The 23,486-nt window shown below is 67.1% G+C and carries 30 protein-coding genes; 25 read left to right on the top strand and 5 right to left on the bottom strand.

The features are described from left to right. Positions 1-2 precede the first annotated feature (2 nt). The 18 genes from trmD (at position 3) to FB459_RS13960 (ending at position 13,120) form a co-directional block, all read left to right on the top strand. Complete coding sequence (gene trmD, locus FB459_RS14050) at positions 3-716, top strand: tRNA (guanosine(37)-N1)-methyltransferase TrmD (protein WP_129627418.1); 714 nt, start codon at positions 3-5, stop codon at positions 714-716. Between the two features lie 273 nt (positions 717-989). Beyond that, positions 990-1,352: a 50S ribosomal protein L19 gene (gene rplS, locus FB459_RS14045; protein ID WP_129627415.1), complete on the top strand. Its 363-nt coding sequence runs from the start codon at positions 990-992 to the stop codon at positions 1,350-1,352. Between the two features lie 98 nt (positions 1,353-1,450). Then, positions 1,451-2,011 (top strand): signal peptidase I, encoded by a 561-nt coding sequence (gene lepB / locus FB459_RS14040; RefSeq protein ID WP_168990306.1) that lies wholly within the window; start codon positions 1,451-1,453, stop codon positions 2,009-2,011. Beyond that, positions 2,004-3,026, top strand: coding sequence for a signal peptidase I (lepB, locus tag FB459_RS14035; protein WP_141928939.1), 1,023 nt, complete (start codon positions 2,004-2,006; stop codon positions 3,024-3,026). The genes lepB (FB459_RS14040) and lepB (FB459_RS14035) overlap by 8 nt, the downstream gene beginning before the upstream one ends. After that, the gene (gene lepB / locus FB459_RS14030) at positions 3,023-3,817 is read left to right on the top strand and encodes a signal peptidase I (RefSeq protein WP_141928938.1); all 795 of its coding nucleotides are present in this window, start codon (positions 3,023-3,025) and stop codon (positions 3,815-3,817) included. The genes lepB (FB459_RS14035) and lepB (FB459_RS14030) overlap by 4 nt, the downstream gene beginning before the upstream one ends. After that, the gene (locus FB459_RS14025) at positions 3,814-4,560 is read left to right on the top strand and encodes a ribonuclease HII (protein WP_281279574.1); all 747 of its coding nucleotides are present in this window, start codon (positions 3,814-3,816) and stop codon (positions 4,558-4,560) included. The genes lepB (FB459_RS14030) and FB459_RS14025 overlap by 4 nt, the downstream gene beginning before the upstream one ends. Then, on the top strand, positions 4,557-4,862 hold the full coding sequence (locus tag FB459_RS14020; RefSeq protein WP_115922624.1) for a DUF2469 domain-containing protein: 306 nt from the start codon (positions 4,557-4,559) through the stop codon (positions 4,860-4,862). Before FB459_RS14025 ends, FB459_RS14020 begins: the two co-directional genes overlap by 4 nt. Before the next feature lie 99 nt (positions 4,863-4,961). Continuing rightward, a complete protein-coding gene (locus tag FB459_RS14015; protein WP_129627404.1) occupies positions 4,962-5,339 on the top strand; it encodes a YraN family protein in 378 nt (125 codons plus the stop codon). After that, complete coding sequence (locus FB459_RS14010) at positions 5,336-6,784, top strand: YifB family Mg chelatase-like AAA ATPase (protein ID WP_141928937.1); 1,449 nt, start codon at positions 5,336-5,338, stop codon at positions 6,782-6,784. Before FB459_RS14015 ends, FB459_RS14010 begins: the two co-directional genes overlap by 4 nt. 5 nt (positions 6,785-6,789) lie before the next feature. Then, the gene (locus tag FB459_RS14005; RefSeq protein ID WP_170221938.1) at positions 6,790-8,193 is read left to right on the top strand and encodes a recombinase family protein; all 1,404 of its coding nucleotides are present in this window, start codon (positions 6,790-6,792) and stop codon (positions 8,191-8,193) included. Further along, positions 8,186-8,569 (top strand): hypothetical protein, encoded by a 384-nt coding sequence (locus FB459_RS14000; RefSeq protein ID WP_141928935.1) that lies wholly within the window; start codon positions 8,186-8,188, stop codon positions 8,567-8,569. Before FB459_RS14005 ends, FB459_RS14000 begins: the two co-directional genes overlap by 8 nt. A gap of 488 nt (positions 8,570-9,057) precedes the next feature. After that, positions 9,058-9,375, top strand: coding sequence for a hypothetical protein (locus tag FB459_RS13990; protein WP_141928933.1), 318 nt, complete (start codon positions 9,058-9,060; stop codon positions 9,373-9,375). Then, positions 9,372-9,584: a hypothetical protein gene (locus tag FB459_RS13985; RefSeq protein WP_141928932.1), complete on the top strand. Its 213-nt coding sequence runs from the start codon at positions 9,372-9,374 to the stop codon at positions 9,582-9,584. Before FB459_RS13990 ends, FB459_RS13985 begins: the two co-directional genes overlap by 4 nt. Then, positions 9,581-10,975 (top strand): DNA primase family protein, encoded by a 1,395-nt coding sequence (locus FB459_RS13980; RefSeq protein WP_141928931.1) that lies wholly within the window; start codon positions 9,581-9,583, stop codon positions 10,973-10,975. The genes FB459_RS13985 and FB459_RS13980 overlap by 4 nt, the downstream gene beginning before the upstream one ends. A gap of 112 nt (positions 10,976-11,087) precedes the next feature. Then, a complete protein-coding gene (locus FB459_RS13975; RefSeq protein WP_141928930.1) occupies positions 11,088-11,411 on the top strand; it encodes a hypothetical protein in 324 nt (107 codons plus the stop codon). Next, positions 11,404-11,910, top strand: a complete 507-nt coding sequence (locus FB459_RS13970) for a hypothetical protein (RefSeq protein WP_141928929.1) — start codon at positions 11,404-11,406, stop codon at positions 11,908-11,910. Before FB459_RS13975 ends, FB459_RS13970 begins: the two co-directional genes overlap by 8 nt. Positions 11,911-12,089: 179 nt before the next feature. Further along, a complete protein-coding gene (locus tag FB459_RS13965; protein WP_141928928.1) occupies positions 12,090-12,935 on the top strand; it encodes a phage major capsid protein in 846 nt (281 codons plus the stop codon). After that, complete coding sequence (locus FB459_RS13960) at positions 12,932-13,120, top strand: hypothetical protein (RefSeq protein WP_141928927.1); 189 nt, start codon at positions 12,932-12,934, stop codon at positions 13,118-13,120. Before FB459_RS13965 ends, FB459_RS13960 begins: the two co-directional genes overlap by 4 nt. A 301-nt stretch (positions 13,121-13,421) precedes the next feature. Here FB459_RS13960 and FB459_RS13955 read toward each other — a convergent pair whose 3' ends face one another. From FB459_RS13955 to FB459_RS13945, 3 genes are all read right to left on the bottom strand, one after another. Then, positions 13,422-14,615: an IS110 family RNA-guided transposase gene (locus tag FB459_RS13955; protein WP_141928608.1), complete on the bottom strand. Its 1,194-nt coding sequence runs from the start codon at positions 14,613-14,615 to the stop codon at positions 13,422-13,424. Between the two features lie 573 nt (positions 14,616-15,188). Then, positions 15,189-15,521 carry a hypothetical protein gene (locus tag FB459_RS13950; RefSeq protein WP_141928926.1) on the bottom strand — a complete coding sequence of 111 codons (333 nt, stop codon included), beginning with the start codon at positions 15,519-15,521 and terminating at the stop codon, positions 15,189-15,191. 28 nt (positions 15,522-15,549) lie between these two features. Further along, a complete protein-coding gene (locus FB459_RS13945; protein WP_141928925.1) occupies positions 15,550-15,804 on the bottom strand; it encodes a hypothetical protein in 255 nt (84 codons plus the stop codon). 163 nt (positions 15,805-15,967) lie between these two features. On the opposite strand from FB459_RS13945, the gene FB459_RS18300 reads away from it, so the two are divergent. From FB459_RS18300 to FB459_RS17420, 4 genes are read left to right on the top strand one after another with little or no spacing between them, the layout of a single operon-like run. Then, entirely contained in the window at positions 15,968-16,183 is a 216-nt protein-coding gene (locus tag FB459_RS18300; protein ID WP_484455999.1) for a magnesium chelatase subunit ChlI family protein, read from the top strand. Then, positions 16,180-17,328, top strand: coding sequence for a DNA-processing protein DprA (gene dprA / locus FB459_RS13940; protein WP_141928924.1), 1,149 nt, complete (start codon positions 16,180-16,182; stop codon positions 17,326-17,328). Before FB459_RS18300 ends, dprA begins: the two co-directional genes overlap by 4 nt. A gap of 56 nt (positions 17,329-17,384) precedes the next feature. Further along, positions 17,385-18,299: a tyrosine recombinase XerC gene (locus tag FB459_RS13935; RefSeq protein WP_141928923.1), complete on the top strand. Its 915-nt coding sequence runs from the start codon at positions 17,385-17,387 to the stop codon at positions 18,297-18,299. A gap of 29 nt (positions 18,300-18,328) precedes the next feature. Further along, entirely contained in the window at positions 18,329-18,472 is a 144-nt protein-coding gene (locus FB459_RS17420) for a hypothetical protein (protein ID WP_170221936.1), read from the top strand. On the opposite strand, the gene FB459_RS13930 is transcribed toward FB459_RS17420, so the two are convergent. Both FB459_RS13930 and FB459_RS13925 read right to left on the bottom strand, forming a co-directional pair. After that, the gene (locus tag FB459_RS13930; RefSeq protein ID WP_240795983.1) at positions 18,473-18,982 is read right to left on the bottom strand and encodes a M23 family metallopeptidase; all 510 of its coding nucleotides are present in this window, start codon (positions 18,980-18,982) and stop codon (positions 18,473-18,475) included. It abuts the gene before it with no gap. Positions 18,983-19,057: 75 nt separating this feature from the next. Continuing rightward, complete coding sequence (locus FB459_RS13925) at positions 19,058-20,218, bottom strand: pyridoxal phosphate-dependent aminotransferase (RefSeq protein WP_141928922.1); 1,161 nt, start codon at positions 20,216-20,218, stop codon at positions 19,058-19,060. A 235-nt stretch (positions 20,219-20,453) separates the two neighbouring features. Between FB459_RS13925 and rpsB the strand changes: the two genes are divergently transcribed. The 3 genes from rpsB (at position 20,454) to FB459_RS13910 (ending at position 23,457) form a co-directional block, all read left to right on the top strand. Further along, the gene (gene rpsB, locus FB459_RS13920; RefSeq protein ID WP_129625538.1) at positions 20,454-21,341 is read left to right on the top strand and encodes a 30S ribosomal protein S2; all 888 of its coding nucleotides are present in this window, start codon (positions 20,454-20,456) and stop codon (positions 21,339-21,341) included. A gap of 45 nt (positions 21,342-21,386) precedes the next feature. Next, entirely contained in the window at positions 21,387-22,214 is an 828-nt protein-coding gene (gene tsf, locus FB459_RS13915) for a translation elongation factor Ts (RefSeq protein ID WP_141928921.1), read from the top strand. A gap of 82 nt (positions 22,215-22,296) precedes the next feature. Continuing rightward, positions 22,297-23,457 (top strand): aminotransferase class V-fold PLP-dependent enzyme, encoded by a 1,161-nt coding sequence (locus FB459_RS13910; RefSeq protein ID WP_141928920.1) that lies wholly within the window; start codon positions 22,297-22,299, stop codon positions 23,455-23,457. The last annotated feature ends 29 nt before the right edge of the window (positions 23,458-23,486 follow it).

Here is a 23,486-nt window from a genome sequence, read left to right as displayed (position 1 = left end):
GCGTGCGCCTCGACGTCATCTCCATCTTTCCCGAGTACCTGTCGCCCCTCGACCTGTCGCTGATCGGCAAGGCTCGCCGTGACGGTCTCCTCGACCTGCGCGTGCACGACCTGCGGACGTGGACGCACGATCGGCACCGCACTGTCGATGACACTCCCTACGGCGGCGGCGCCGGCATGGTGATGAAGCCCCAGCCGTGGAGTGAGGCCCTCGATTCGCTTGCTGCAGACGATGATTCGCGTCCGACGCTGATCGTCCCCGGTCCTGGCGGCGAACGCTTCACCCAGCAGATCGCCCGCGAGTTGGCGGGCAAGGAGCGACTGGTCTTCGCCTGCGGTCGCTACGAGGGCATCGACGAACGCGTCTACGAGTACGCAGCTCGCGACTACGACGTCCGAGTGTTGTCGCTCGGCGACTACGTTCTGAACGGCGGCGAAGTGGCGGTGCTCGCGATGGTCGAGGCGATCGCGCGACTGCTGCCCGGCGTCATCGGCAATGCCGAGTCGCTCGTGGAGGAATCGCACGAGGACGGCCTGCTGGAGTACCCCGTCTACACCAAGCCGGCCGACTGGAACGGCCTGGTTGTCCCGGAGATCCTGCTGTCGGGAGATCACGGACGGATCGCCGCTTGGCGCCACCAGCAGCGACTCGAGCGCACCTCGGCTCGGCGCCCGGACATGTACGCCGCCTACCGGCTGTCTCACCCGGACGCGTAACTGGCGACCCGGCCCGCGTCCGGACTTCCGGATCGCAACTGGTGCCGCCGGCGGTGCCAGAAGCAACCTGGATCACCAGAGGTGAGCTGCATGTCAAGGAGCGGCACGATTTCACCGGTGGGCCGAGTCTCTGGCAAACTTGATCCTTGTGTCCTGGCCCCCGCCCCAGGGGGAGTGGTCCATCGGCAGGTTCCGGTGGTCATGAGGCCGAAAGGGACACGTTCCGAACCACGAAATCGTGGCGACCTGTGGCGCCACAAGGAAGCAGCAGTCATGCAGAAGTTCGACGAGCTCGACGCCAAGAGCCTGAAGTCCGACATCCCCGCGTTCCGCGCCGGTGACACCGTCAAGGTGCACGTCAAGGTCGTCGAGGGTAACCGCTCCCGCGTCCAGGTCTTCCAGGGTGTCGTCATCCGCCGCCACGGCGCCGGTGTGGGCGAGACCTTCACCGTCCGCAAGATGAGCTTCGGCGTCGGCGTCGAGCGCACCTTCCCGCTGCACACCCCGGTCATCGACAAGATCGAGGTCGTAACCCGCGGTGACGTGCGTCGCGCGAAGCTGTACTACCTGCGCGAACTGCGCGGCAAGGCAGCCAAGATCAAGGAGCGTCGCGAGACCCCGGCCAGCAAGGCCTGAGTCCAGTCGTGACCCTCGAGGGCGGCGATGTGTCTTCGGACGCGTCGCCGCCTTCTGCTTCCCCTCGGCGTTCCGGGCGTCGGCGAGCGTGGATCGCAGTGTTGGCCGCACTTGCGGTGTTGGTGTTGCTTCGTCCGTTGGTGTTCGAGACGTACACCGTGCCGTCGCGGTCGATGTCACCCACGCTGTCACCCGGAGACCGCATCGTCGTCACCAAGAACGGAGAACTCGAGCGCGGCGATCTGGTGGTGTTCGTCGCCGACGAGGCCTTCTACGATCAGCACCCCGATCGAGGAACGCTGCAGCGGATCGGCGACTTCCTCGGAATCCGGCCGAACGAGCGCGTGTACGTGAAGAGGGTCATCGGTCTGCCGGGCGAACGACTGACCGTCGACGAGGCGGGAACGCTTCGCATCGATGACGTCGTTGTCCAGGAGCCGTACCTCGCACCCGGGGTGCTGGCGAGCACGACACCCTTGCGCATCCGGGTCCCCCCGGGGCGGTACTTCGTGATGGGTGACAATCGACCGGCGTCGGACGACTCGCGTAATCATCTGGGAGACCCAGGTGGAGGGAGCGTACGGGCCGCCGATGTCATCGGAGAGGTCGTGTGGAGATACTGGCCGAAGAGCGGATGGGGGAGTGTGGACGATGAATGACCGTCAGTTCCGCCTGCCGCGCAAGGAGTCGAAATCCAAGACGAACGACGCTGTCACCGGTGCTCTTTCTCGTGCCGACCTGAATCGCCTCAAGGCGAACACCCAGGACTCATCGGTCCAACAGACAGATGCCATCTCGGCCGACGAGCTCGACGAACTGCGCCGACACGGGCAACGCGAGCAGGTCGGGCGGCTCCCGCGTCCCCAGGACCCGGACGTATCGGCGACCGAGTCCATCTCCCGCGAACAACTGGCGGAGCTCACCAAGCGAGGTGAACCGAACCAGGTCGGACGGCTTCCGGGCCCCGCGGCACCCCGCAAGAGCCGCTTCGGGCGCGAGAAGAAGTCGAGTCGTCCACGGTCCCTCCTGCGTGAACTCGGCATCGTCGTCGCCATTGCCCTCGTCCTGTCGGTGCTCGTGAAAACCTTTCTGGTGCAGCCGTTCTGGATCCCGTCGGGTTCGATGGAGAACACCCTCGTCCGCGGCGATCGGGTGGTCGTCAGCAAATTGACCCCCGGACCGTTCGATCTCAAGCGCGGCGACGTCGTTGTCTTCTCCGACGACGAGAACTGGCTCGAGTCGCCGAACGTCGAGCGCAGTGCCATCGCCAACGCGATCGTGAAGCCGCTGCAGTTCGTCGGGCTCTACCCGGAGGGCGACGACCACCTGATCAAGCGGCTGATCGGACTTCCCGGTGATTCGGTGAGTTGCGTGCCGGGTGAACGCATGAAGATCAACGGGCAGCCGGTCTCCGAGCCCTACCTCTACTCGGGAGACGAAGCCTGCGACGAGCCGTTCGACATCGTCGTCCCACAGGGTCGAGCCTGGGTGATGGGCGACCATCGCAGCGGTTCCAGCGACAGCCGTGCGCACGATGAGGAATCCGGCGGCCTGCAGGGTTCGATCCCGATCGACTCGATCACGGGGCGGGCAGTTGCAATCGTCTGGCCACTGGACAGAATGGGTGGGCTCAGCAATTTCTCCTCGACCTTCGACAAGGTGCCGAATTCATGACGAACGACTCCGCGGACTCCGCGAAGGCGAACGACCCGCACGACACCTCGCGTAGCACCCCGGACGACGCCAAGGTCGATGATTCCTACGCGCCCGGCGAAGTTCCCGAAAAGCAGGATGCCCAGCACAAGCGCGGTAAGGCCAGCGTCCTGAAGGAAGCGATTGTGGTCGCGGTCATCGCGCTGACTCTGTCGTTCCTGGTGAAGACTTTCGTGGCGCAGCCGTTCTACATCCCGTCGCAGTCGATGGAGAACACCCTCGACATCGGTGACCGCATCGTGGTCTCGAAGTTCACCCCGCAACACTCCGACCTGCATCGCGGCGACGTCGTCGTGTTCTCCCAGCCGGCCACCTGGGGACCCCCGCCGCCCGAGAGCAGCAACGCCGTGAAGCGGGTCGTCAAGGACGGCCTGACCTTCGTCGGCATCCTTCCGGGTGGCGCTCAGCACCTCGTCAAGCGGCTCATCGGCCTGCCCGGCGACGAGGTGGCGTGTTCCGGCCAGAAGATGAAGGTCAACGGCGTCACGCTGAACGAGCCGTATCTCAAGCCTGGAGTCAAGCCCTGCCAGACCGACTTCTCGGTCACCGTCCCGAAGGACCGGATCTGGGTCATGGGCGATAACCGGGACTCCTCCTACGACTCCCGTGGTCATGATGACGGCACCGGGAGCAAGGGGTCGGTGCCCGAGTCCGACATCACCGGACAGGTCGTGGCCGTCGCCTGGCCGCTGACACGGATGCAGAGTGTCGATGCCCACCCCGCGACGTTCGAGAAGGTGCCGAACAAGTGACGGTCGGCCGCAAGCCGAGCCTGCGAGCGGAGCGGGCGCTGCAACGCGAGGGCTACCGGGTGCTCGCCGGAATGGACGAGGTCGGACGCGGAGCGCTGGCCGGACCGGTGTCGGTGGGAGTCGTCGTCATCGACGAGCGCACTCGCACCGCACCCGCCGGCGTGAAGGACAGCAAGCTGCTCAGCCCGCGCGCCCGTGAGGCGATGGTTCCGCGAGTGCGGCGTTGGGCACTCGAACACGCCGTCGGCCACGCCAGTGCGGCCGAGATCGACCAGATCGGCATCATCGCCGGACTACGGTTGGCCGGACGCCGCGCGCTCGCGCAACTGACGATCGTGCCCGACCTGGTGATTCTGGACGGCAACCACGACTGGTTGACCGACCCACACCAGGAAGGACTGCTGGCTCTGGTCAGTGATCAGCCGCCCGCGCCCCCGGTACGGACGATGATCAAGGCCGACATGAAGTGTTCGTCCGTTGCAGCTGCAAGCGTGCTGGCCAAGGTGGAACGCGACTCGATCCTCGTCGCCCTGCACGACCAGCACCCGCATTACAACTGGGCCGGTAACAAGGGTTACTCCGCGCCCGACCACCTGGCCGCACTCGATGAGCACGGGCCGTGTGAGTTGCACCGTCGCTCCTGGCGCCGATTCACTCAAGCCGATCAGGTGCTCGACGGATGCGACGCCGGCAGCGACAGCACGCTTACAGTGGAGCGCACCAGCGTGAAGGAGGGCGCGTGAGCGCTGAGGATCTTGAGAAGTACGAAACCGAGCAGGAACTCCAGCTCTATCGGGAGTACCGCGACGTCGTCGGTCTGTTCACGCACGTCGTGGAGACCGAGCGTCGGTTCTACCTGTGCAACGAGGTCGACGTGCTGGTGCGCGGCGAAGGCGCCGAGGTCTTCTTCGACGTCCGGATGAACGACGCGTGGGTGTGGGACGTGTACCGACAGGCGCGTTTCGTGAAGAACGTGCGGGTGCTGACGTTCAAGGACGTCAACGTCGAGGAACTTCCGCCCCGCGACCTGCAGATGCCGGAGTGATCCACAGCCTCGATCTGAGTACCGGGTTGTCCACAGCCCGCCACTGAGCGGTCGCCCGTTCTCGGGCGTCGTTGCAGGCTCACCGTCGGAGGTGAGCTGATGAGCGAAGAAATGACCCGGCACCGTCGGTCGCTGGGGGAAGAAGGCGAGGAGATCGCCGCCGACTACGTGCGATCACTCGACTGGATCGTGGTCGAACGCAATTGGCGGTGCCCTGCCGGTGAGCTCGATCTGATCGCGTACGACCAGGCCGAGGCATGCGTGGTCGCCGTCGAGGTGAAGACCCGGACGACCGCCTACTTCGGACGGCCCGTCGAAGCCGTCAAGCAGGCGAAGATCGATCGGCTGCACCGCCTCGTGCGGATGTACCTGTCACAGCAACGTCTGTTCGCCCGACAGGTGCGAGTCGATCTGATCGGCATCGTGTTGGTCGACGGCAGCGTCGTCGACCTCGAGCACCTGCGGGACATCGCATGACTCTGGGACGGACGCTGTGTGTTGCCGTCAACGGTATCGACGGCACGGTCGTGGAGGTCGAGGCCTTCACCAGCCCCGGGCAGCCGGCATTCGGGATCATCGGTCTGCCCGACAGCGCATGCCGGCAGGCTCCCGACCGGATCAAAGCTGCTGCGGCCAACAGCGCGCTCCTGCTCCCGCGCGACAAGATCACCGTGAATCTCTCGCCGGCGGCGCTGACCAAACAAGGATCCGGCTACGACCTCGCGATCGCGTTGGCCGTGTTGGCGACACGAAAAGCACTGGATCCCAGCGTGATTCGCGACATTGTGCATCTCGGTGAGCTCGGACTCGACGGGATGCTTCGTCCGGTCGCGGGCGTGCTGCCGGCGGTGCTTGCAGCACGTGATCACGGCGTCTCGACCGTCGTGGTGCCGGTGGGCAATGCGCGCGAGGCCAGTCTGGTGAGCGGGATCCAGGTCGTACCGGCGTCATCCCTGGCCCAGATCGTCGAGCGCTACCAGTGTGTGTACAAGAGGCGGCCGCTCCCGCCGTTGCCGGACGTGCCGGCCCCTCGTAAGCGGGGTGATCGCGCAGCCCACGACATGGCCGACGTCATCGGTCAGCCAGAGGCCAGGTTCGCGATCGAGGTCGCCGCCGCCGGCGGACACAACCTTGCGATGGTCGGGCCTCCCGGAGCCGGCAAGACGATGCTCGCCGAGCGGCTGGTCGGCATCCTGCCGCCACTGCCGGAGGAGACCGCGCTGCAGGTGACGGCCATCCATTCAGTGCTCGGCGCGTTGAAGGACGGCGAGTTGGTGCGCCGCGCCCCGTTCGTGGCGCCCCACCACGGCGCGAGCATGGCGGCGATGGTCGGCGGAGGCACGCAGAAAGTGCGGCCCGGCGCGATCAGTCGCGCGCACGGTGGAGTGCTGTTCCTGGACGAGTGCCCGGAGTTCTCCAGGGAGGTGCTCGACGCGCTGCGCCAACCGCTGGAGTCAGGCATGGTCGAGGTGGCGCGTTCGGCGGGCTACTTCAAGTACCCGGCGCGCTTCCAACTGATCCTCGCTTCCAATCCGTGCCCGTGCGGCCTTGGCCTCACCCGTGGATGTCGTTGCACCGCAACGATTCTGCGTACCTACCGCAACAAGCTGTCCGGCCCGTTGATGGATCGCGTCGACGTGCAGTTGCAGGTCCAGGCAGTGACGAAGGTGCAGAACGCGCCGCCCCAGGAACCCTCCGCGGTGATCGCCGAACGGGTGGAGGTCGCGCGACGGCGACAGCGCGAACGCTGGGCGAGCGAAGGTCAGACGACGAACTCTTCGGTCAGCGGGGCCGTCCTGCGGTCCGGGCGCTGGCGACTGCCCGCGGAGGTCACGCGGCCGCTCGACCATCAGCTCGACCGCGGGATCCTCACGCTGCGCGGTTACGACCGCTGCCTGCGCCTGACGTGCAGTGTAAGATAGCAGACGTGAAGGCAAGCGTCTACGTCCGAATCTCACAAGATCGAGCAGGGGAGCGAGCCGGCGTCGACCGGCAGCGCGAGGACTGCTCACAGCGCGTTGCGTCGCGCGGGTGGGAGTTGCACGCCCTGCACGAGGACAACGACCTATCCGCGAAGACCGGCCGTCGGCGCCCAGGCTTCGAGGCGCTGCTGTCCGATATCGAGTCCGGCGCCGTTGGTGTCGTCGTGGCATGGGCGCTAGACCGACTGCAGCGCAACCGGCGCGACGAGCTGCGGCTGTGGGAGGCGTGCCAGAAGCACAATGTCATGCTCTCACTGGTCAACGGCGCCGATCTTGACTTTTCGACCGCCGCGGGCCGTTTCGTCGCCGACACGCTGTCATCGGCCGCTCGGCTTGAGGTCGAGTTGAAGTCCGACCGGCAGAAACGCGCTGTGCAGCAGCAAGCCCAGGCGGGCCGATGGGGCGGTGGGCGCCGACCGTTCGGATACGATTCCGACGGCATGACCGTGCGCGAGTCGGAGGCCGCGATCGTGCGCGGCATGTATGCCCGGTTCCTCGCCGGCGTGCCTCTCGGTGCGCTGGCCAAATGGTTGAACGGCGAGGACGTTGCCACGACCCAGGAGCGGTGGGGTCGACGCAAGGGCGAGCCCCCGGAGTGGTCGCACGACACCGTGCGCCGCGTGCTGCTCAACCCTCGCAACGCCGGTCTGCGTGCCCATCATGGCGAGGTTGTGGCCGCCGCTGTCTGGCCGGCGCTGGTGCCCGAAGAAACGTGGCGAGCAGCGGTCGACAAGATCGACGGCAGGCGGCATGGCATCGTGCGGGCGAGCAACTACCTACTGACCGGCCTTGCTCTGTGCGGCGTCTGCGGCTGGACGGTGCACGCTGGCGGTGGCGCCCGTCGTGGCATCCGTAGTTACCGCTGCGCGGGGTCGACAGGTCATTTCGCGCGCATGGCCGACCCGGTCGACAAATACGTGCGTTCCGTCGTCGTGGCACGCCTGCAGCGCCCTGACGCCCGCGACCTACTGCAGGAGCCGACAGCAGCCCCAGACAAGGCCGCGCTGCGTGCCGAGGCGAACGCGATCCGTTCCCGCTTGGAGTCGGTCGCCGTGGAGTTCGCCGACGGCAGCCTGACGCCCGCACAACTACGTGCTGTCACAGAGCGTCTACGGCAGAACCTTGCCCAGGTCGAGGGCCGGCTGGTCGACGCTGGCCGGGTGCCGGTGCTCGGGCCGCTGGTCGACGCCAAGGACGTCGAGGCGGCATGGGATGGACTAGCCGTCGGTCAGCAGCGAGCCGTTATCGATCTGCTGATGACGGTTCGCATCGACCCACCCGGCCGCGGCGTGCGAACGTTCCGGCCGGGCACGGTCCGCATTGAGTGGAAGGGCGGCGCGCATGAATGATGAGTGCGTAGGTATCGAGTGCCGGGCGGTCTCGCATCCCACCAAGGTCGCCTATGTCGGTGTCCTTGGGCGCGAGTCTGGCAGTCGTGAGGTCATTATCTGGCCGTTTCAACCGATGGGCGTGATGGTGAAACAGGCCGTCGATGCTGCAGGCAAGGAGTTCCCTTGGATGTTTGCCGCGTTCGACGGCACCGTGTCACCGGAGGCGCGAGCACCGGGTGCCGACGATCGCACCCGGTTGCGCCTGGAGTGTCCGTTATGCGGCCTGACACTGACGCGTCGCTGGCCGGATCCCAGACTGCAGGCTGTTGTGAATGCCGTACTAGACGCAGGCGTGTCGCGTCTTGTGCTTTCCGATCTAGTTGCTAGGCTATGAAGTAGCAAGTCCGAGTTGGCGCGGTTTACGTCATCATTCAGCCTCTCAGCGGAGGACGATTTTTCGTCCCCTGAGAGGCTTCAATGTCTTGGACTACAGAGAGAGCGCGAGTCGCTTCCCTGTCTCGATCGCGACCCGCTGACGACCCCGACCTAGCGGCTGCGCGCCGCAATCTTCGTGCCGAGAAGCTGGCCGAGCACATCGCCAAGGTTGTCGCCCAGGCCCCGCCGCTGACGCCTGAGCAGCGCGATCGCCTGGTGGTGCTGTTGCGGGGTGGTGCAGCGTGACCCTTCTCCCACAAAGAAGCCGCCCCCAGGGTGACCCGGGAGCGGCAAAAGCGTTTGGCGGCGCTGAGATTGATTCTACCGCAATCGCCCGCTGCCGCGTCTGCCGCCACGTGCTGCACGCTGACAAATCGGTGCACCGCCTGCTCGGGCCGGTCTGTGCCCGCCGCCTGGCTGCCCTGGTGCTCGCTGGTGGTGGTTCCGATGAGTGAGCCGACGATGATTGGCGACCTCGACCAGCCGGCGTTCAGTCTCAGGTTCCTCATCGCCACATCCGAGGCGGCGTACGACAACGGCCTGAGAGCTGGCCTGGCTGCTGCTGGCCGCATGGATGCCGAGGACTGGCAACGCGCCGTTGAGGTAGTTCGGTCCGCCGCTGGCGGTGACCGGCACCCGGTGTTCGACCGGCTCGGTATCGACCCGGTGCGTGATCCGTGGGCCGAGGTTGCCGAGCGGCTGGAACACGCTCGCGAGACGCAGCGCCGCGCCGTGCATGACTCCCTGCGGGGTGGTGCAGCGTGAAGCACGCAAGCGTTTTCGACGGGTCGAGTACCCGATACGTGTTCGTCCGTGGGCACGTCTCCGAGGTGTTCAAGCGGTACGGCGTGCCGTCCACGAACGATCGCATCGTGCGGGCCCGTGCGGTCCGACGAGAGCGGTTGTCGGACCTGCTGTCCATGTTGCAGCACGAGGGTTACGACGTCCGTCTGATCGAAGGTGATCCGCGATGAGTTTGCACAGTGTCGACGTCGACCAGTTCGACGAGGACGGCCGGCCGGTCTCACCTGATGGTGAGCGTCACCGCGGGCAACTGCGAATGGCCTACCGGCTGGCGCGGTCCCACCGTGACCGGCTGCTGTTCGTGCGTGGGATCGGGTGGATGGTCTACGACGGCAAGCGGTGGAGCGAGGACGAACGCGGGGCGGCCAAGCGTGCGGTGCTGAGCGTGCTGCGCGATGCCCTGGCCGATTCCCTGCATGATCCGACCCTGCGGGCTGATGTCACTAAGTGCGAGACCGACGCCGGCGTGCTGGGCGTGCTCGGACTGGCATCCGCGCTCGAGGAGTTCGCCGCGACGATCGACGACCTCGACGCGGATCCGCACCTACTCAACTGCGCGAACGGCACGCTCGACCTGCGCACCGGACAACTGCGCGAGCACGACGCGCGGGACCGGCTGACCAAGGTCACCCGTGCCGCGTACGACGAGACAGCAGCGGGGTCGACGTGGAGCACGTTCCTGGCCTCGGTGCTGCCCGATGAGAGCGAACGGGAGTACCTGCGCCGGGTGATCGGTCAGGCGCTCTACGGCCGCGTACGTGAGCACCTGTTGCCGATCCTGATCGGCACGGGCGCGAACGGTAAGAGCACGGCAATGAACGCGCTCGGTTACGCGCTGGGCGATTACGTCGCGGTGATCGACCCGGCGCTGCTAATGGCGCACGACCGCGGCCGAGGCAGCGCCAACCCCGAGTTGATGGAACTGCTGGGCGTCCGGTTAGTGATCGGCTCGGAGACCGAAGAAGGGCGCAAGCTCGACGAGGCGGTGATGAAGCGACTGACCGGCGGTGACCCGATCACGGCCCGACCGCTGTATCAGAAGCCGGTGACATGGGCACCGAGCCACCAACTGATCTACGTCACCAACCACCTGCCGTCGGTGAAGGGCAACGACCCGGCGACCTGGCGACGAGTCCGGGTGATCCCGTTCGATGTGACGGTGCCGCCCGAGGCACGCGACCTGCGGTTGGGTGAACGCCTCGAACTTGCCGCCGATGAGGTGCTGCTGTGGGCGGTGGCCGGCTACCTCGACTACCTCGATCACGGCATGGCCGAACCGTCGTCGGTGATGCGCGCGACGGACGCCTACAAGGCCGAGAGCGACGACGTTGCCCGGTTCATCACCGACGCCTGCACAGTCGGCGCACAGGTCGCTGCAACCACCCGAGAGCTTTACGCCGCATGGCAGCGGTGGGCTGTCTCGGACGGTGCTGAGCCGCTCACGGAGAAGGCTCTTGGCAAGGAGCTTGACCGGCTCGGATACGAGGCTCGACGGACCAAAAAGGGCATGACGCGAGACAGCATCGCGCCGCTTGAAACGGGTGGGGGTGAAGGGTGGTGAAGGTTTCCCACAAACTTTCCCGCGGGGAAATACAAGGAGAGTTAGCGGGAACCCTTCACCCACCTACACCCAGGCCGCTGACCTGCACAAACGCAGGAACGGCGGTGACTCGATGAACGCCGATCACCTGGCTTTGACCCGCGTTCCGGATGCGTTGACGCGCGGCCGGACTGACCAACCGAACGAAGGAGACACCGTGAACCGTGAGGACTACTTGCGACAAAACGCGCAGGTTGGGACGTACTACCAGCCGCCGCCGGAACTGATCGAGGACGTCGACGGCATCCCTGCCGGATTCGCCCCCAGTGATTGCGACTGGGGCTATCGCGCCGGCGTCGGCGTGACGTTGGCCGAACTGGCCACTGTCGGGCTGACGCCGGCGGACGTGCCGAAGCTGACCATCATCAACCCACCGAAGGAGATCAACCGTGACTGAGCAGACCAAGCTCGACCCGACCGACGAGACCAGCGACGACACCCAGGGGGAGGGGGCCGCGAGCACCACCACCAAGCCCGCTCCCGGCAATGGGCCGCTTACACACACAGAGCCTGAGGGCGAAGGCACTGAGGGCGACGAGCGCACCGAGGACGACCGCGAGGCTGCCCGGTACCGGCGCAAGCTGCGGGCGGCCGAGGGCGAGCGAGACACCCTGCGGGCCACGGTCGAGCGTCTGCAGCGCGCCGAGGTCGAGCGGCTGGCGGGTGTGCACCTGAGCAAACCCGAAGGGCTGTGGGCGGCTGGGGTGAGCCTGGCCGACGTGCTCGACGAGGACGGCAACGCCGACGCCGAGAAGATCACGCAGGCATGCCGGGACGCATCCGACCGGCTCGGACTGTCGCGCCCGCGTCCGGGCAACATCGTGCCGAAGGAAGGCCGCAACCCCGAGATGCGCGGCGATACCGGATTCAGCGGGGCGTTCGCTCCCCAGTTCTGATAACCATTCTCACCGGCCTGGTATCCTTGCAGTGTCTGAGGATGCCGGGCCGGTGGCCTGTCCCGAGGACACGTAGCCCCAGCGGGGCAACGGTGACCGGCCAGGGGCCGAAACCGCTCGAAACACATCATTCGTTTCGCGGTGCCCGTGTGCCCGCATTCCCTTGAAAGGCCACCAACATGGCTACTGAAACAACCGTTACCAGCGCACCGGGCTGGCGTCCGGACGTGTTCACCTTCGCACCTGCCGAGGCGGTCGGAGAGTCCCTGATCCTGCAGGCGTCGACCGTGGCCGGAAGCGTCGAAGGTGACGCGCCTGCGGTGCGTGTCGCGTACGTGGACGACGCCGCCGCGACGTTCACCGCCGAGGGCGACGTAATCCCCGAGGCCGACCCGTCCCTGTCCGAAGTCCTGGTCTACACCGGCAAGGTGTCCCAGCTCGTGCGCCTGTCGCGCGAGCAGTGGATGCAGCCGGGCGTGAGCACCCAACTGTCGGAGTCGGTGCGCCGCGCCGTCACCAAGGCGGCAGATGCTGCGTTCATCGCGCAGGCGAAGCCGACCGCGCCCGCTGTCACACCGCCGCCCGGTCTGCTCAACGTGGCCGGCATCGTCAACGGTGGAGCCGTCGCCTCGAGCCTGGACAAGCTGATCGATGCCTTCGCCACGATCGAGGGCAATGGCGGCACCCCCTCGCACATCATCGTTGCGCCGGATGCGTGGGCGTCCCTGCGGAAGTTCAAGGCCGCGACCGGCTCGGCGCAGAACCTGCTCGGTGCCGGGATGAACGACAGTGCTCGGATGCTGCTCGACGTGCCGGTGCTGGTGTCGTCGGCCATGACCTCGGGCGCTGGCCTGGTGATCGACAAGAGCGCGGTCGTGTCCGCGGTCGGTCAGGTGCAGGTCGCACAGTCCGAGCACGTCTACTTCGCCTCGGACTCGATCGCGCTGCGCTGCACCTGGCGCTTCGGTGCGAACGTGGTGCTTCCCAACCGGATCGCCAAGTTCACGGTCACGGCGCCGGCATGATCCTGAGCGCGACGGCGCTGCTCGACCGGACGCAGCGCCGTCGCTGTCACATGGAGTCACCGCAGGCTGAGCGCACGATCTGCGGCCGGCCCGTCGTGGCAACCGGAACCGTCCTGACCGGGCGACGCACCGTCATCAACTGTCCAGACTGCTGGGCGGCGATGGCGTTCGTCACCGGTCACTAGATCGACGGTCGAGCGCGAGGGGTTCCCGCTCGAACCGTCACGCACCCCCGTCACCTCACGGCATGAGGGTGGCGGGGGTGCCCCTATCCGGCCTCCCTAGCCCGCTCCGCACAGGGCTTCGCGTATCCCCCCGAGGCACCCCCCCCACCGCAGCCGAGCGGCCCGCTGTGGAATATCGGCGCTGCTCTCTCCTGTGGCCCTGTGCGGAGCGGGCCGGCGAGGGGGGTGGGGCGGAGGCGTCCCCCTGGGTCACCAATGAGTGACGCCTCGTGGGGGTGGGGGGGTGTCCCTATGGTCTTCGTCAAGCGGCGGGGGTTTTCTGTTGGTAGAGGGTTCCGTCGCGAAGCATCGCGTACATCACGTCGCAGCGTCGTCGGGCGAGGCAGATGAGGGCGGCGTTGTGCTTCTTGCCTTGGCCGCGTTTGCGGTCGTAGTAGGCCCGCGAGGTCGGGTCGTGCAGTGCGGCGAACGCGGCGAGGAACATCGCTCGTTTGAGGTGCTTGTTGCCGCCTCGGGCGGGGTGCTCACCGCGGATCGAGGTGCCGGATCGGCGGGTGACGGGTGCGAGGCCGGCGTACGCGGCGAGGTGGCCGGAGGTGGGGAAGCTCGAGCCGTCGCCGACTTCGAGCAGGATCCGTGCGCCGGTCCTGACGCCGATGCCGGGCATCGAGGTCAGGACCGCGGCAAGAGGGTGGGCATCGAGCATGTCCTCCAGTTGGGTTCCCAGATCGGCGCGGTCGTGCAGCAGGCGAGCCAGTCCGGTCGCGAGTTTGGGCAGGACGAGCTCGGCGGCGCGGGTGCCAGGGACGGTGACGGTCTGCTCGGTGAGCGCTGTCTGGATGTCGTCGACGAGGCGTTGGTAGGAGCGGGGCGCGCGGGGTTTGGCGACGGCGAGCAACCGTCGCCGGCCGGCCGCGCGCAGGCCGGTCGGGCCACCGAAGCGGGTCAGGAGTTCGAGGACTGCTGGGTGTTGGATGCGTGGGCCGAGGACACGTTCGAGGGCTGGGTTCACTTGTGTCAGAAGGCCTCTGATCCGGTTTGCTTGTGCGGTGACCTGTCCGGCCAGGTCGTCATCGAAGCCGACGATGACTTCCAGGTCGGCCAGGGTGTCGTCGCCGACGTCGACCCGTCGCAGGGCGTGCGGCATCGACCGGGCGGCTTCGGCGATGACGTACGCGTCCCTTGCGTCGGTCTTGGCGTTGCCGGGGTGCAGGTCGGCGATACGGCGCATCGCCAGCCCGGGAAGGTAGGCGACGTCCACGCCCATGGCACGAGCAACCGCGACCGGCAGCGCGCCGATCGTTGCGGGTTGATCGACCACCACCAGCAGGCGACCGTGCGTGCCGAGTTTGGTCAGCAGGCCACGCAGCGACGACTCGTCTTGGGGCAACGGTTTGTCGTGCAGCCGTGTGCCATCGACGTTCAGCGCGCAGGCGTGGTGCGTCTGTTTGCCGACATCGAGCCCGATGTACACCGCGTAGTCAGGTCGAGACATGGTCCCTCCTCGTGCGTCCGAGCGGCTGGTCACCAGATCAGGCGCAGGAAGCCGACATCCACGTTACGAAGAGACCTACCCAGGCGTTCGGGCGGCCCGGTCCCTATCAGCGGTCCACCAGCGCCACCAGCACCCGGTGACAACACCCCCCGGATCATGCAAACGACAGGGGCAGTCAGTCATGCCGGGGCCGGCGACCAGGAGCCTTGCTTCAAGGCTCACCAAGACGGTAACGGGGGTCACCGGGGGGATACGAGCTGACTGTGCCGGGAGCGTCAGCGCGGGCCGGGGGTGGGGGGGAGTGGGGTGGGGGCGAGTTCGCAGGCGCGGACCACCTGACGGTGGGCGCAATGATGGGAATCCCTCCCAAAGAACCGACCTCGCGTTGATTCCAGCCCACGCCGACTAGCCCACCCGCCGAAGGCGCGTAGGCTGTCGCTAACCCCCGGTTGGCCGTGCACTGCGAGCCGGGGGCAACCCTTGCCGGTTCAAGGGTCTAGAGGTCAATCACCGGGCGCGACAACTGTTTTGGTGACGCGGCTAGGGCGCTGTCCGACGCCGCGAGAATCGTTCTCAGTTGTTGTAGAGCGAGGGCACCTCTTTGCCGGACCCGATGTAGTCGAGAGCGCGATATACCTCATGCGCTGCGTCGCGGGCGCTGAGCATCATTTCGACGGTGTGCGAGTGATCCGACCCGGCGGGCGGTGCGACAACGACCTGATCGAAGTCGCCGTCACAGTCGAGCGCGATGAGGACGAAGCCACCTTCGGCGTTGATCGGCAGTCGCGGCCACGTCGGGCGAGTGGTCGCCATGAGGTCGCTCAAGTCGGAGTTCTCGGAGAAGTAGAGTTCGTTCGACCCTTCGGTGATCCGGAGCTCAATCGGCGTGATCCGTCGTGCGGGCATGGTCAGTTCCTTTCGGTTGGGTTGGTGTTCAGTCGGGCATCTGACTGGCGAGCCGGATGATGGAGGCAGCAACGTCGAGTGCTGTGCGCTTGGTGAGCACGGCCCATTCATCGGTTCGGACGTGCAGGGCGAGCTCGCCCTCATACCAAGCGAGTTGGACCGCTACGGCGTCGGAGCGCTCGGGTACGTCCCACTCGATGTGAACCTCGGTGAAGGTGTCGGCGCTGCGGATGGTCTGCCCATCGACGCCGATCCAGCCGTTGCGCTTTTCCTGCCAGGTCACGCCGACCACCGAGCCGGGTGCTCAACCTCGGGCGCAGGTGTCGTTGAAAGTGACGGCTGCTCAGTCCGGTGAAGCAAGTAGTGCAGGCGCAGCACCGCAACGATGAGAGCGCCGAGGACGGCGAGTAACGCGGTGCCCTGCAGAAGGGTGCACACCTGCACCCATGTCTGTACGATCGATCCCACGTCAGAACCTCCTACTGTTCTGCGTCATGCCCCCGGACGGTTGCCGCCGTCGCGGGGGTTTCCCAACCCACATACGCCTTTGCTCATGCTTCGGGCTGGCCTGGACACTCGCCGACCTCGCCGGCGCTGATCGCCCGCAGGCGCCACATCTCATGCAGGCATTGGGTCTGCGGTCGGCACAGGAGGCGGCATGAGTACCGAGTCCGGTCACCGGCAGTCGCTCGACGCCGAAATGCGGCACCTGACTGCCGAACGCGAGGCAAGGCTGCGGCTCAACATCGCCGTCGAACCACTCGATCGCGTCGTCACCCCGAAGCTGGTGGGCCTGTCGGCCCAGGACGCGTGGACGACCGTGCAGAACGGTCTCGGCGGACCGTTCGAACGGTGCCGTGCACGCATCGAACAACTCGAACTCGATCGGTTGTTGGACGCCGCAAGGTGCCTGCGAATGCGACCGATCTTCCCCGGCGACGACGAATGGCCGACCGGCCTGGACGATCTGGCCGTGCCTCCCTGGTGTCTGTGGGCGCGCGGGCACGGACGGCTCGATCAGTTGGTCGCCCGTTCGGTCGCGATCGTGGGGTCCCGGGCGGCCACGCCGTACGGAAGCACGCTCGCGCGGACCCTGGCCGCCGAACTGAGCAGCAACGGCGTCACAGTGGTCTCGGGTGCGGCATTCGGGATCGACGCCGCAGCGCACGAGGGAGCACTCGGCTCGGGATCGGCGACAGTCGCCGCGCTCGCCTGTGGGCTCGACCGTGCTTACCCAGCGGCGCACCGCGACCTACTGGACCGCATCCGGGACGACGGCGTCCTCGTATCGGAGTATCCGCCGGGACAGACACCGATGAAGTACCGGTTTCTTGCTCGCAACCGGTTGATCGCGGCCCTCACCGGCGGCACGGTGGTGGTCGAAGCGGGTCTGCGGTCCGGATCGCTCAACACCGCGAGCTACGCGAATGATCTCGGGCGCCCGGTGGGTGCGATGCCCGGACCGGTGACCTCCGCGACCAGCGCCGGCTCCCACGAACTGATCCGCCAGGGAGCGCACCTGGTGTGTGATGCGAGCGAGGTGATCGAACTGCTCGGTCCTTTCGAGGCCTGCGCTGCACCCGATCGGCGCGAACCCGACACTCTGCTCGATCTCGTCTCGGAAGTGGCGGCTCGTACCAGGGACGCTTTCCCGGCAACCAGAACGGTGAATGTCGACCAACTCGTGGCGCGGGCAGGTCTGGCGGTGGCTGAAGTGCTGGCCGGACTGGGTGAACTGAACGCACTCGGTCTGGCCGAACAACGGAACGGAGGTTGGCGCCTGGTACGAGGTGAGCCAGGCGGGTAGACGGGACCCGGCGTTTCAGGCGGCCGGCGCACGATCGGGAGACTAGCGTTTGCGCCATGGCCTGCCCGCTCGACGACGTCCTTGTCGCAGACTTCCTGCGGCATCTCGAAGTCGAACGCAATCGGTCGGAGCACACCGTCCGGGCGTATGCCGGGGACCTGAGTGCGTTGGCACAGTTCTTCGGCGAGCGAGGTATCCAGCGTTGGGACGATGTGCGGTTGGCGGACCTGCGGTCCTGGCTGGCGCAGATGTCGCAGGACGGCGCGGCGAAGTCGACGATCGCCCGCAGAGCGACCAGCGTCCGCGCTTTCTTCCGCTGGGCCGTACGGCGCGGTGAGTTGGAACAGGATCCTGCGCTGCGGCTGGCCTCGCCGAAGAAGTCGAAGACTATCCCGGGCGTTCTGCGGCAGTCGGAGGCGGGCGACTTGATGCGGATCGCCGAGATGGCAGCCGACGACTCCGACCCCGTGCACCTGCGCGACCGCGCGGCCCTCGAACTGCTCTACTCCAGCGGCCTGCGCATCGGTGAGCTGGTCGGGCTCGACATCGACGATCTGGATCGTGACCGCCAGGTCGTCCGGGTCCTCGGCAAGGGGAAGAAAGAGCGGACGGTTCCGTACGGCCGCCCGGCCGGCATCGCGATCGAACACTGGCTGGGTGAAGGTCGGCCGAAGTTGGCCGTCGCCGGATCGGGCCCTGCGCTCTTCCTCGGTCGTCGGGGCTCCCGCATCGACCCACGCACGATCCGGCGCTCGTTGGAGGCGGCGCTGCGGCACGTCCCCGACGCCCCCGACCTGAGTCCGCACGGCCTTCGGCACAGCGCCGCCACCCACATGCTCGAAGGGGGAGCGGATCTACGCATGGTGCAGGAGATGCTCGGGCACTCCAGCCTGGCGACCACCCAGGTCTACACCCACGTTTCGGTCGAGCGGCTGCGTCGCTCCTTCACCCAGGCTCACCCCCGTGCCTGACCATCCTCCCGCACCCCCGAGCCGTCCGCGTGACCCGCCACGAGCCCCGCCACGAGCACTGCGTCCGGCACGAAGCCGCGTCCGACGGTTCCCGTGCCGGTCTGAGCCAGCAGACCCTCGGCCTCGGCGGATGCACCCCGAACGCCTGGCCCGAGAAACCCGCCGCGAAGTAGTCAGGGCACCGGCAGCAGCCTGACGCGCGACGGACGCAACAGCGTCAGCGGATCGCGGTACTCGCGCTTGCCGACGAGCAATCCCCAGTGCAGGCAGGCGCGCGGTGCGCAGTGACTCCCGTCCGATGACAGTGTTCCGACTAGGTCGCCCGCAGAAACCCGCGTCCCGGCAGCGATCCGGGCTTCCAGCGGCTCGTATGTGGTTCGCCGTCCGTCGGGGTGGGTGATGCTCACCGTTCCGCGGCCCGCGATCACTGCGGAGTGACTGATCAAACCGTCTCCGGCGGCGAGCACACCGACCGATGGGGCGGCGAGCAGGTCGACTCCGCGATGTCCGGCTGCCCAACGCTGCGGCGGCGCTTCGAACCGGCGGACCACGGACGGTTCGGGGGACAGCGGCCATCGGTAATCACCGACCGGCGTCGCCGGAACCACGACCTGCGGGGACGAGGCGGGGGCGGTCAGTCCGAACGTCGAGGTCAGCCAGACCATCGCCAGGAGAGTCTTCATCCCTGCACCGTGGGCCCGCACCACGTCGTCGTCCACCGCTGCGACAATGCGTGTGGACGAACGGGAGGGCAACCGTCAGGCTGTGGAGAACGTACGACGCAGACGGTCGATGCCCTCGGTGATGACGGCGGGCTGCTTGCAGAACGCGAACCGCACCAAGGTGGCGCCTGCCGCAGGATCATCGTGGAAAGCGGACACCGGAACAGCGGCGACGCCGGCCTTGGCCGGGAGTTCCCGGCACACAGTCAGGCCGTCCGGCCCCCATGCCGAGCAGTCGGCCACGACGAAGTAGCCGCCGGACGGAACAGCGACGGGCAGGCCGATCTCGCGCAACCCGTCGACCAGCAGATCGCGTCGGGCGCGCATGACATCGCGCAACTCGGCGAAGAAGGTGTCGGGCAGTCGCAGGCCGGTGGCGATCGCGGGCTGGAAGGGTGCGCCGCCGGAGAAAGTCACGAATTGCTTGACGGTCCGCACCGCCGTGATCAGTTCGGCAGGGCCGGTGATCCAACCGATCTTCCACCCGGTCGTCGCGAACGTCTTGCCGGCCGAGGAAATCGTCAGCGTGCGGTCGGCCATCCCCGGCAGCGACGCCATCGCGATGTGCTCTGCGTCGTAGACCAAGTGCTCGTACACCTCGTCGGTCACGACCACTGCGTCGTGTTCACGGGCGAGTGCGGCGATGAGGTCCATCTCGGTCCGGCTGAACACCTTGCCGGTCGGATTGTGCGGGGTGTTGAGCAGCACCAGCCGGGTGCGTTCGCTGAACGCGGCGCGCAGCGAGGTCTCGTCGACCGTGAAGTCGGGGAACCGCAGGACGCTGGTGCGCCGAACCGCCCCGGCGAGTGCGATCGACGCCGCGTACGAGTCGTAGTACGGCTCGAAGGTGACGACCTCGTCTCCCTGCTCGCACAGGGCCAGGATGGTGGTCGCGATCGCCTCAGTGGCGCCGGCCGTCGCCATCACCTGGGTCACCGGGTCGACCTCGACCCCGCGGAAGCGCCGTTGATGTTCGCTGACTGCCTCACGTAGGTCGGGAAATCCGGTCGAGGGTGGGTACTGATTGCGGCCCGCACGGATGGCGTCGACGGCGGCTTCGAGCACGGCGCTCGGCCCGTCGGCGTCCGGAAACCCCTGCCCGAGGTTCACGGCGTCGGCCGCCAGGGCCCGTTGGGTCATCTCGGCGAAGATGGTCTCGCCGAAGTCCTGCATGCGGTGCACGAGTGGGTTGCTCACCTTCGGCACCTTACGGGGGCCGCGCGATTCGGCGGTTCGTGGGCGGTGCCCCTACACTGGCAGTACGGCCCGAACTGTCGGGTCGAATTCGCGTGCTCGATCCGGCTCCGGCCGGGCGCATCCGTTCGGTCCCGTCGCTTCGGCGGCGGGTGGGGAGGCGTCCGAGCACCAGGTTCACCGCAGGCACCCGTCCGTGGTGAAGGACAACTGGAAACCTCTACGAAAGGACTTCGGCATGGCCGTCGTCACCATGCGCCAGCTCCTCGAGAGCGGCGTCCACTTCGGACACCAGACCCGCCGCTGGAACCCGAAGATGAAGCGCTTCATCATGACCGAGCGCAATGGCATCTACATCATCGATCTGCAGCAGTCGCTCACCTACCTGAACGACGCGTTCGAGTTCATCAAGCAGACCGTCGCCCACGGTGGCACGATCCTGTTCGTCGGCACCAAGAAGCAGGCGCAGGAGTCGATCGCCGAGCAGGCGACCCGCGTCGGCATGCCGTACGTGAACTACCGCTGGCTCGGTGGAATGCTCACCAACTTCAACACCGTGCACAAGCGCCTTGCTCGCCTCAAGGAGCTCGAGGAGATCGACTTCGACGACGTCGCCGGTTCGGGACGCACCAAGAAGGAACTCCTGGTCCTCAAGCGCGAGAAGGACAAGCTGGAGCGCACCCTCGGCGGTATCCGCGACATGAACAAGGTGCCCTCGGCCGTCTGGGTCGTCGACACCAAGAAGGAGCACCTCGCGGTCACCGAGGCGCGCAAGCTGAACATCCCGGTCATCGCGATCCTCGACACCAACTGCGACCCGGACGAGGTCGACTACAAGATCCCGGGTAACGACGACGCCATCCGCGCGGTCACCCTGCTGACCCGCGTGGTCGCCGACGCCGTCGCCGAGGGACTCATTTCCCGTTCGGGCCAGAGCGGCGCGACCGAGGGCGCTGCGTCCGAGCCGATGGCCGAGTGGGAGCGCGAGCTGCTCGCCTCCGACGACACCACGGACAAGGACGAGGCCAAGGCGCTCGCGGAGGCCACCGAGGCAGCTGCCGCTCCGGCCGACGCTGCCGGTGCGGTCGAGGTCGAGGCACCCGCGTCCACCGACGCCCAGGCCTGACACAACCCTCGTTCAACTTCAATTCGCGAAGGAGCGAACAAACACATGGCGAACTACACCGCGGCCGACATCAAGGCGCTGCGTGAGTCGACCGGCGCCGGCATGCTCGACGTCAAGAAGGCACTCGACGAGGCCGACGGCGACCAGGCCAAGGCCACCGAGATCCTTCGGGTCAAGGGCCTGAAGGGTGTCACCAAGCGTGAGGGCCGCACGACGGAGAACGGCCTCGTCGCCGCCTCCGCCGAAGGATCGGTCGGCAACCTCGTCGAGGTGCTGTGCGAGACCGACTTCGTCGCCAAGGGCGAGAAGTTCGGTGCCCTCGCCGACCGCGTGCTGAAGCAGGCTGTCGCCGTCAACGCCAAGAACGCCGAGGAGCTGCTCAGCAGCGAACTGGACGGTCAGACCGTGCAGTCGATCCTCGACGAGGCGAACGCCACCATCGGCGAGAAGATCGAGATCAAGCGCGTCGCGAGCGTGGAGGGCGACACCGTCGTCTCCTACCTGCACAAGACGAGCCCCGACCTGCCCGCGCAGATCGGTGTCGTCCTGGCGGTCAAGGGTGACGACGCACAGACCGCTCGCGACATCGCGATGCACATCGCAGCGTTCAGCCCGACCGTCCTGTCCCGTGAGGACGTCGACGCCGACACCGTCGCCAACGAGCGTCGTGTCGCCGAGGCGACCGCCCGCGAAGAGGGCAAGCCGGAAGCCGCGCTGCCGAAGATCATCGAGGGTCGCGTCAACGGCTTCTTCAAAGAGAACGTCCTGCTGGAGCAGGCGTTCGCCAAGGACGCGAAGAAGACCGTCGGAAAGGTCGCGGAGGAGGCCGGTCTGCAGATCACCGGTTTCGCTCGCTTCAAGGTCGGCGTCTGATCGCACAGCTTCACCCCGAAGGGGCCGGGCACCGCATGTGGTGTCCGGCCCCTTCGTCATGCAATGCAGCAGAATGATCCGCATGCGCGATGACGTGATGGACATGTTCGACGCCGATCCGACTGTGCTGCACATGAATTCGGGGGCGTTCGGGATGGTTCCCCGCTCGGTGCGGGAAGCGCAGCGACGATGGAGCGACCGGGTCGAGGCGAACCCGGTGCGGTTCTTCCGGCAGGAGTGCCACGACGAACTCGCGCGGGTGCGCGCAGAGGTGGAACGTTTTCTCGGTGTCGGTGACGGCTCGACCGCGCTGGTGCGCAACGTGTCCGAGGGCGTCGGGGTGATCCTCGATGCGATCGGCCTGGGGGAAGGGGACGAGGTCGTCGTCTCCGACCACGGGTACCCGACGGTGGCGACCGCTGCTGCGGTGCGCGGCGCCCACGAGCGGATCGCCGGCTTCGCCATCGATGCGACGGACGACGAGATCGTCGAGGCCTTCCGGGCTCAGGTCACCGAACGCACCAAGCTGGTGGTCATCGACCAGATCACCTCACCCACGGCCCTGATGCTCCCGGTGAAGGCCGTGGTGGACGCCGTCGCGCCCGTTCCGGTGTACGTCGATGCCGCCCACGCGTCGGGCACGCTCGACGTCGACGTGGCCGGCCTGGGAGCAGCGTTCTGGGCGACGAACCTGCATAAGTGGTGCTACACGCCGCGGGGTACCGGTGCGCTGTGGGTGGCCCCCGAGTATCGCGACGCCATCCGTTCCGCGGTCACCTCATGGACCAGCGCACGCGGATTTCCCGCGTCGCACGACTTCCCGGGCACGGTCGACTTCACGCCGATGCTCGCGATCCTCGACGGGTTGGCGTTCTGGCGGGAACACGGCGGGTTCGAGATCGCCGCACGGTCCACCGATCTGCTCCGAACAGGTTCGGAGATCGTTCATCGGCAACTTGCGATGGCATTCCCGGGTGACATGCCCGCCTACGACCACGGGTGGCCGGCACGGACCGCACCCACGATGCGGCTGGTGCCGTTGCCGGACGGCTTGATCGGCGACGCCGAGGACGCCGCCGCGGTGTACCGAGCGATGAGCGATTCGGGTGTGGAGTGCCCGCCGGTGTACTTCGCCGGCCGCGGCTACATCCGCCTCGGCGGCGGGTTGCACGTGGACGAGCTCGATTACGACCGGTGCGCGGCAGCTCTGATCGCGGCGTTACGGACGGTCAGCGGCTACTGACGCCGTCCGCGGTCGGACCCGCCACCGCT

The organism is Yimella lutea, assembly GCF_006715095.1.
Classification (GTDB): Bacteria; Actinomycetota; Actinomycetes; order Actinomycetales; family Dermatophilaceae; genus Yimella; species Yimella lutea.
This window is presented reverse-complemented; position numbering and strand designations above follow the sequence as displayed.